Origin of the sequence: Geodermatophilus chilensis (genome assembly GCF_002802985.1) — a bacterium.
Classification (GTDB): Bacteria; Actinomycetota; Actinomycetes; order Mycobacteriales; family Geodermatophilaceae; genus Geodermatophilus; species Geodermatophilus chilensis.
Genome location: NZ_NVPT01000221.1, coordinates 1 through 7,253, shown reverse-complemented (window position 1 = coordinate 7,253; position 7,253 = coordinate 1). Strand labels below are relative to the sequence as shown.

Annotated in this window: 9 protein-coding genes; 7 read left to right on the top strand and 2 right to left on the bottom strand. The window is 73.6% G+C overall.

Features of this window, described 5'->3' with window-relative positions; genetic code table 11:
- Positions 1–54: 54 nt before the first annotated feature.
- From CNO22_RS24480 to CNO22_RS24465, 4 genes are all read left to right on the top strand, one after another.
- On the top strand, positions 55–1,812 hold the full coding sequence (locus tag CNO22_RS24480) for a CTP synthase (RefSeq protein ID WP_408609712.1): 1,758 nt from the start codon (positions 55–57) through the stop codon (positions 1,810–1,812).
- 76 nt (positions 1,813–1,888) lie between these two features.
- Positions 1,889–2,485, top strand: a complete 597-nt coding sequence (locus tag CNO22_RS24475) for an NUDIX domain-containing protein (RefSeq protein WP_100501859.1) — start codon at positions 1,889–1,891, stop codon at positions 2,483–2,485.
- Positions 2,486–2,513: 28 nt separating this feature from the next.
- A complete protein-coding gene (locus tag CNO22_RS24470) occupies positions 2,514–2,897 on the top strand; it encodes a hypothetical protein (RefSeq protein ID WP_100501858.1) in 384 nt (127 codons plus the stop codon).
- A gap of 24 nt (positions 2,898–2,921) precedes the next feature.
- Complete coding sequence (locus tag CNO22_RS24465; protein WP_100501857.1) at positions 2,922–3,113, top strand: hypothetical protein; 192 nt, start codon at positions 2,922–2,924, stop codon at positions 3,111–3,113.
- 210 nt (positions 3,114–3,323) lie between these two features.
- On the opposite strand, the gene CNO22_RS24460 is transcribed toward CNO22_RS24465, so the two are convergent.
- Together CNO22_RS24460 and CNO22_RS24455 are read right to left on the bottom strand one after the other, a co-directional pair.
- Positions 3,324–3,974 (bottom strand): hypothetical protein, encoded by a 651-nt coding sequence (locus CNO22_RS24460; protein WP_157937102.1) that lies wholly within the window; start codon positions 3,972–3,974, stop codon positions 3,324–3,326.
- Between the two features lie 43 nt (positions 3,975–4,017).
- Positions 4,018–4,650, bottom strand: coding sequence for a hypothetical protein (locus CNO22_RS24455; protein ID WP_100501855.1), 633 nt, complete (start codon positions 4,648–4,650; stop codon positions 4,018–4,020).
- A 103-nt stretch (positions 4,651–4,753) separates the two neighbouring features.
- Here CNO22_RS24455 and CNO22_RS24450 point away from each other — a divergent pair, with 103 nt between their 5' ends.
- The 3 genes from CNO22_RS24450 to CNO22_RS24440 all read left to right on the top strand — a co-directional run.
- Positions 4,754–5,173, top strand: coding sequence for a GlcG/HbpS family heme-binding protein (locus CNO22_RS24450; RefSeq protein ID WP_100501854.1), 420 nt, complete (start codon positions 4,754–4,756; stop codon positions 5,171–5,173).
- Positions 5,174–5,388: 215 nt separating this feature from the next.
- The gene (gene ald / locus CNO22_RS24445; RefSeq protein ID WP_100501853.1) at positions 5,389–6,504 is read left to right on the top strand and encodes an alanine dehydrogenase; all 1,116 of its coding nucleotides are present in this window, start codon (positions 5,389–5,391) and stop codon (positions 6,502–6,504) included.
- On the top strand, positions 6,501–7,253 hold a 753-nt coding region (locus CNO22_RS24440), incomplete at its 3' end, for a tyrosine-type recombinase/integrase (RefSeq protein WP_100501861.1). The genes ald and CNO22_RS24440, both read left to right, overlap by 4 nt.

Sequence of the window (7,253 nt, the reverse complement as noted above, 5' to 3'; positions counted from 1 at the left end):
GCGCGGGGGTGGCCGACGGCACGGCCGCGGGCCCGGCGGGGGAGGGGACCGATCGTGTTACGGTGGTCTCCCGTGGATCGACCGCATGGAACGCGTGACCATGACTACGGGGCAAGGGCTCTCCTCCACAACTCCCAGCCGACGAAGTTCGTCTTCGTCACCGGTGGGGTTGTCTCCTCTCTCGGCAAGGGCCTGACGGCCAGCTCCCTCGGAGCGCTCCTGTCCAGCCGTGGCCTCCGGGTCACGATGCAGAAGCTGGACCCCTACCTCAACGTCGACCCCGGGACGATGAACCCGTTCCAGCACGGCGAGGTGTTCGTCACCGAGGACGGCGCCGAGACCGACCTGGACATCGGGCACTACGAGCGGTTCCTCGACACCGACCTCACCGGCCGGTCGAACGTGACCACCGGCCAGGTCTACTCGGACGTGATCGCCAAGGAGCGGCGCGGCGAGTACCTCGGCGACACCGTGCAGGTCATCCCGCACATCACCAACGAGATCAAGGCGCGGATCATGGCCGCGGCCGAGGGGCCCGACCGGGTGGACGTCGTCATCACCGAGGTGGGCGGCACCGTCGGCGACATCGAGTCGCTGCCCTTCCTCGAGGCCGCCCGCCAGGTGCGCCACGAGATCGGCCGGAACAACTGCTTCTTCCTGCACATCTCGCTGGTGCCCTACATCGCGCCGTCCGGCGAGCTGAAGACCAAGCCGACGCAGCACTCGGTGGCCGCGTTGCGCAACATCGGCATCCAGCCCGACGCGGTGGTCTGCCGCTCTGACCGGGAGATCGGCAACGGGCTCAAGCGCAAGATCAGCCTGATGTGCGACGTCGACGCCGAGGGCGTCATCTCCTGCCCCGACGCGCCGTCGATCTACGACATCCCCAAGGTGCTGCACCGCGAGGGCCTGGACGCCTACGTCGTCCGCCGGCTGGGCCTGCCGTTCCGGGACGTCGACTGGACGGTGTGGGGGGACCTGCTCGACCGGGTCCACGCGCCGAAGCAGACGGTGACCATCGCGCTGGTCGGCAAGTACATCGACCTGCCCGACGCCTACCTGTCGGTGACCGAGGCGCTGCGGGCCGGCGGGTTCGCGCACCGCAGCCGGGTGGAGATCCGCTGGGTGCCCTCGGACGACTGCCAGACCCCCGAGGGCGCCGAGCGCGCGCTGGCCGGCGTCGACGGCGTCTGCATCCCCGGCGGGTTCGGCGTCCGGGGTATCGACGGCAAGCTCGGCGCGATCCGGCACGCCCGGGTCAACGGCGTCCCGCTGCTGGGGCTGTGCCTGGGCCTGCAGTGCATGGTCATCGAGGCGGCGCGCAACCTGGCCGGGCTGCCCGAGGCCAACTCCGCCGAGTTCGACCCCGACACCCCCGACGCGGTCATCGCGACGATGGCCAGCCAGGTCGACGTTCTCGCCGGCCGGGGCGACATGGGCGGCACGATGCGGCTGGGCAGCTACCCGGCGTCCCTGCAGAAGGGCTCGGTCGTCGCCCAGGCCTACGGCTCCACGGAGATCAGCGAGCGGCACCGGCACCGCTACGAGGTGGCCAACGCCTATCGCGACCGGATCGGCGCGGCCGGGCTGGTGTTCTCGGGCACCTCGCCCGACGGCCTGCTGGTCGAGTTCGCCGAGCTGCCGCGCGACGTCCACCCGTTCTTCGTCGGCACCCAGGCCCACCCGGAGCTCAAGAGCCGCCCGACCCGGCCGCACCCGCTGTTCGCGGCGTTCGTGCAGGCGGCGATCGACTTCTCCGAGTCCGCGCGGCTGCCCGTGCCGATCGACGAGGACGAGAAGGTGGGGATCTAGTGACCGAGCTCGCGAGGTCACCAGAGGGCAGAGCACCGACGGTCGTCGCGACGACGAGCGCCAACGAGGAGGACTGATGACCGAGCCCGCGCGGCGGGGGGAGTACGAGGTCCTCGCCAGCGAGACCGTGCACGAGGGGCGGATCATCACCCTCGTCAAGGAGACCGTCGCGATGCCCGGCGGCGGCGACAGCGTGCGGGAGATCGTCCGGCACATCGGTGCCGTCTGCGTGGTCGCGGTGGACGACGAGGACCGGATCGTGATGGTCCGCCAGTACCGCCACCCGGTGCGCGGCTACCTGTGGGAGCTGCCCGCCGGCCTGCGCGACGCCGACGGGGAGGCGCCGCTGGCCACCGCCAGGCGTGAGCTCGCGGAGGAGGCGGGGCTGGCGGCCGAGCGCTGGTCGCTGCTGGCCAACAGCTACTCGACCCCGGGCTTCTGCAGCGAGGAGATCCTGATCTACCTCGCCGAGGGGCTCTCGCCGGTCGACCGGCCGGAGGGCTTCGTCGTCGAGCACGAGGAGCTGGACATGACCGTGGAGCGGGTGCCGCTCGACGAGGCGGTGCAGCGGGTCTTCTCCGGGGACATCCGCAACTCCTCGGCGGTCATCGGCGTGCTGGCGGCGGCGCAGGTCCGGGCAACCGCGCCGCAGCTGCGCCCCGCCGACGCCTAGTAGGGCACCTCTTGCAGAGGCTTCCGGGGTGACGACTCTGCCCACGTGGGCTGTTTACGCCGTCAGCTTCGGGACCCCGCTATTCGCGTTCCTCGGCGTGCTCATCGGCCACTGGCTCACCCGCAGAGGGGCGACGGAGCTGGATGTGTGGCGACGACGCGAGGAGACCATGCGCATGCTGCGCTGGGCCTCAGAGCAGGCGACGTCGGACGAAGACGCCAAGGCCCGGATGGGTGTCGCGGCGTTGGCGGCGCTGAGCGACTCGGAGTTGCTCCAGGAACCGGATCAAGCACTGGTCGACGCGGTCCTGGACTCCATCCTCGAAGAGCCCATCGAGGAGATCGAGGCACTGGGCGAGGACGTCGAGGTCGTCGAGGTGGACACTGATATCGAGGACTGGGAAAGTGACTAGCTCGATGCGGAAGGCGGTGATCTGGTGATGGCCAAGGTCGTCAAGGTGACACCGGCACAGGTCAACGCGGCGAAGTTGAAGCTCAAGCGATCGGCCGCCACCGGTCGCTACGTCACCACGAGCGTCTCCCGGATCGCGAATGCCAAGCGAGCAACGTCCGTGCGGCACGACAATGCCGGCGTCCCCCGACACGAGGCCAGGCGCGCCGACTCGTAGCCCCCTTCGTCAGCGAGGGCAATGGCCCCTGGACTCCCACCTCGCGACGTGCAGTGGCGGCTCCAGCAGGGGGGTGCCTGGGTGGTTCCGTGCTCGAGTGACTCTCCGCGAGCGATCGTGGACCATTCCGTGTTCTGTCGGCCCAGGCGCCGGGAGACTCACCCCCTCGGTTCGGTCTTCAGTCGCCCGAGCTAGCTGCTCCCGGAGCTGTCAGCCGATGACGGCCGGGGCCGAGGTGCCCACCTGCACCCAGCGCAGCACGCCGTGGGTGTCGGGCACCTCCTCCTCCAGCCAGAACACGTAGGGGACGCCGGACGTCAGCCCCTGGAACGTCACAGTGACCGGCACGCAGTCGGCGGGCTGGGGCGCGATCAGCATCGGGGGCTCGGGCTGCAGGCCGGCCACCAGCTGCTGGCTGACCGCCTGCACGCGGTAGCGCTGCACCTCGGTGTGCCCATCGGCCTGCCAGCTGACCGTGGCCGACGCGACGCCGGGGACCACACCCGGCGGGACCTGCCGCGGGTTGGCGTACCCGCCGCACACGGCCTCGGGTACGTGCAGTTCCGGCACGACGCCGTGGGGGACGCCGGGGCGCACCCGGACCTCGATCTGCTGCGGGCGCGGGATGTCGACCACGCTCACCGGCGGGACGGCGGCCGGCGCGGCCGGGGCCGGGGCGACGACCGTGACCGGGCCGGGGAGTGCCGCCGCGGGCGCCGAGACCGCGGACAGCGCCGTCCGGGTGGCGGTCAGCGTCGCTGCGACCTCGGTGACCGGTCCGCTGAGCGCGATCAGGCCGACCGCCGCCACCGCGGCGACCGTGCCGGTGCCGCGTCCTCGTCGTCGTGCCCGCCGTGCCACGTGCGCCTCCAGGTGTCCTGCCCGTCATCGGCAGTCCCAGTGGTCACCTCAACCCCAACCGGCGCTGGTCTCCCTCGAGGGCGTCCGCGGGCAGGCCGAGGCGGGCCAGCTCCACGGCGGCCAGCGCGCGGGTCGCGGCCGGGTCGCCGGCCCGCCACGCGTCGGCGGTGCCCGGCGGCAGCTCGGCCAGCCGGCCCAGCGGCGCGGTGGCCAGCGCCCGTGCCGCGAGCACCCCGGGGTCGGCGGTCGCCAGCCGCCGGGCGGCACCGGCCGCCCGCACCCAGCCCAGCCGCCAGGGCAGCCAGCGCAGCAGCAGCCACCCCACCGGGAGGACGACGAGGACGACGGCGAGCACCGTGGCCAGCGTGCCGACGGCGTCCTGCGCGGCCTGCCCCGCGCCGCCGACCGACCCGCCGGCCGAGCCCAGGGCCTCGAACGGCGCGGCCAGCTCGTCCCCGACCACGGGGAGGTCCTCGGCGGCCCGCGCGGCCGAGGACATGCTGCCGGCCACCGAGGCGCCGAGGTCCTCGACGGCGCGGCCGGGCTCAGCCAGGGCCAGCACCGCGCCGTGCACGGTCCGGGCGACCAGCACCCACAGCACCAGCCAGGCCACCAGTCCGACGTCGGCGGCCAACTGGCGACCGCGCAGTGCGGGGGACGGGGCGTACAGGGGCACGGGCACTCCTCCGGCGAGCGGTGGACCAGTCGACCCGACCACCTTCCGCCCCGGACGACCTCCCCGCAGGCGGAGCGTCCGGGGGCGCTGGCAGGCTGGGCCCGTGCTGACCTCCGACCAGGCCCTGGCCCTCCTCTCCGCTGCCCGGGAGGAGTGCGCCCGGGTCGGCGTGCCCATGTCCTTCGCCGTGATGGACGCCGCGGGCCACCTCGTGGCCGTGCTGCGCACCGACGGTGCCCCGTGGATCTCCACCGACGTCGCCCAGGGCAAGGCCTGGACCGCGGCCGCCTACGGCATGCCCAGCGCCGGGCAGAAGGCCAAGATGGACAGCCTGCCCAACTTCTCCACCGCGCTGAGCACGATGACCGGCGGCCGCTTCACGCCGCAGCCCGGTGCCGTCCCGGTCTACGCCGACGGGCAGCTGGTCGGGGCGCTCGGCGCGAGCGGGGGCACCGGCCAGCAGGACGAGGACGTCTGCAGCGTGGCCGTCACCGCCTGCGGGTACGCGACCAGCGCCGGCTGACAGAGGACCCCTCTGCCCCCTCGCCGCGGCCCCGTCCCGGGCCCCACCCTGAGCGTGCGAAGGGTGGGTAGGACGGGGTCCTTCTCCGGTGGGGGGCAAGGGGGTCCTTCGACTGCCTACACTCCGCGCGAGGCGCGCCCCGACCGGGCGGGCCCACGAGGCGGTGGGACGCCCGTCACCCTCGGGACGTCCGGCCGGGACCAGGAGAGCGGACGATGCGGATCGGGGTTCCCCGAGAGGTCAAGAACCGGGAGTACCGGGTGGCGCTCACCCCTGCCGGGGTGACCGAGCTGGTGCGGGCCGGGCACACGGTGCTCGTCGAGCGCGGCGCGGGGGAGGGGTCGTCCATCCCGGACGCCGACTTCGCCGCCGTCGGCGCGACGATCCTGCCCGGCGCGGACGACGTGTGGGCCGACGCCGACCTGCTGCTCAAGGTCAAGGAGCCGGTCGCCGAGGAGTACGGGCGGCTGCGCGCGGACCAGACGCTGTTCACCTACCTGCACCTGGCGGCGTCCAAGGAGTGCACCGACGCGCTGGTCACCTCCGGCACCACCGCGATCGCCTACGAGACGGTGCAGACCGCCGGCGGTGCGCTGCCGCTGCTCGCCCCGATGTCGGAGGTCGCCGGCCGGATGGCGCCGCAGGTCGGCGCGCACAGCCTGGAGCGGGCGCACGGCGGCCGCGGCGTCCTGCTCGGCGGCGCGCCCGGCGTCTACGCGGCCAAGGTCGTCGTCATCGGCGCCGGGGTGTCGGGGATGAACGCCGCCGCGATCGCCCTGGGCATGCAGGCCGAGGTCGTCGTCCTGGACCGGGACGTCGACAAGCTGCGCGCCGCCGACCGCATCTACCAGGGGCACCTGCAGACCGTCGCGTCCAACGCCTACGAGGTCGAGCGCGCGGTGCTGGACGCCGACCTGGTCATCGGCGCGGTGCTGGTGCCCGGCGCGAAGGCGCCCACGCTGGTCAGCAACGAGCTGGTCGCGCACATGAAGCCTGGCTCGGTGCTCGTCGACATCGCCGTCGACCAGGGCGGCTGCTTCGAGGCCACCCGCCCCACCACGCACGACGACCCGACGTTCCGTGTGCACGAGTCGGTCTTCTACTGCGTGGCCAACATGCCCGGCGCGGTGCCCAACACCTCGACGCACGCGCTGACCAACGTGACGCTGCCCTACGTCATGGCGCTGGCCAACGAGGGCACCACGGCCGCCGTCCGCTCGGACCCGGCGCTGGCGCACGGCGTCAACGTCGTCGCCGGCCAGGTGGTGCTGCCCGAGGTCGCCGAGGCCCATGGGATGACCGCCGTCCCGCTCGAGGAGGTGCTCCTCTGACGACGACCACGACGAGCGCCGTCGAGCGGGTCGTCACCGGCTACCTCGACCACCTGGTCGTCGAGCGCGGCCTGTCGGCCAACACCGTCTCCGCCTACCGCCGCGACCTGCGCCGCTACGCCGCGTTCCTCGAGGCGGCGGGCGTGCGGGGGCTCGGCGAGGTGGCCGAGTCCGACGTCGCCGGGTTCCTCGCCGCGCTCCGGCAGGGGGACGGCGACCACCCGCCGCTGTCGGCCACCTCGGCGGCGCGCGCGGTGGTCGCCGTCCGCGGGCTGCACCGCTTCGCGCTGCTCGACGGGCTGGTGCCCGACGACGTCGCCCACGAGGTGCGCCCGCCGGCCCCGGCGCGGCGGCTGCCCAAGGCGATCCCGGTCGAGTCGGTGGTCGCGCTGATCGAGGCCGCCGGGACGCTGGAGGGGCCGCGCGGGCTGCGCGACCGGGCGCTGCTGGAGCTGCTGTACGGCACCGGGGCCCGCATCTCCGAGGCGGTCGGGCTGGCCGTCGACGACCTCGACCGCGCCCAGTCGGTGGTGCGGCTGGCCGGCAAGGGCGGCAAGCAGCGGATCGTGCCGGTGGGGTCCTACGCGCTGGCGGCGGTGGAGGACTACCTGGTGCGCGCCCGCCCGGCGCTGGCCGCGGCGGGCCGCACCGGGGTGCGCGGCGGCGCGCTGTTCCTCAACGCCCGCGGCGGGTCGCTGTCGCGGCAGAGCGCCTGGGCCATCCTGCGGACCTGTTGCTTATACACATCT

Bases quoted from the DNA above. Each gene is read 5' to 3' on its own strand.
- CNO22_RS24475 (WP_100501859.1), top strand. From the start codon at position 1,889: ATGACCGAGCCCGCGCGGCGGGGGGAGTACGAGGTCCTCGCCAGCGAG.
- ald (WP_100501853.1), top strand. From the start codon at position 5,389: ATGCGGATCGGGGTTCCCCGAGAGGTCAAGAACCGGGAGTACCGGGTG.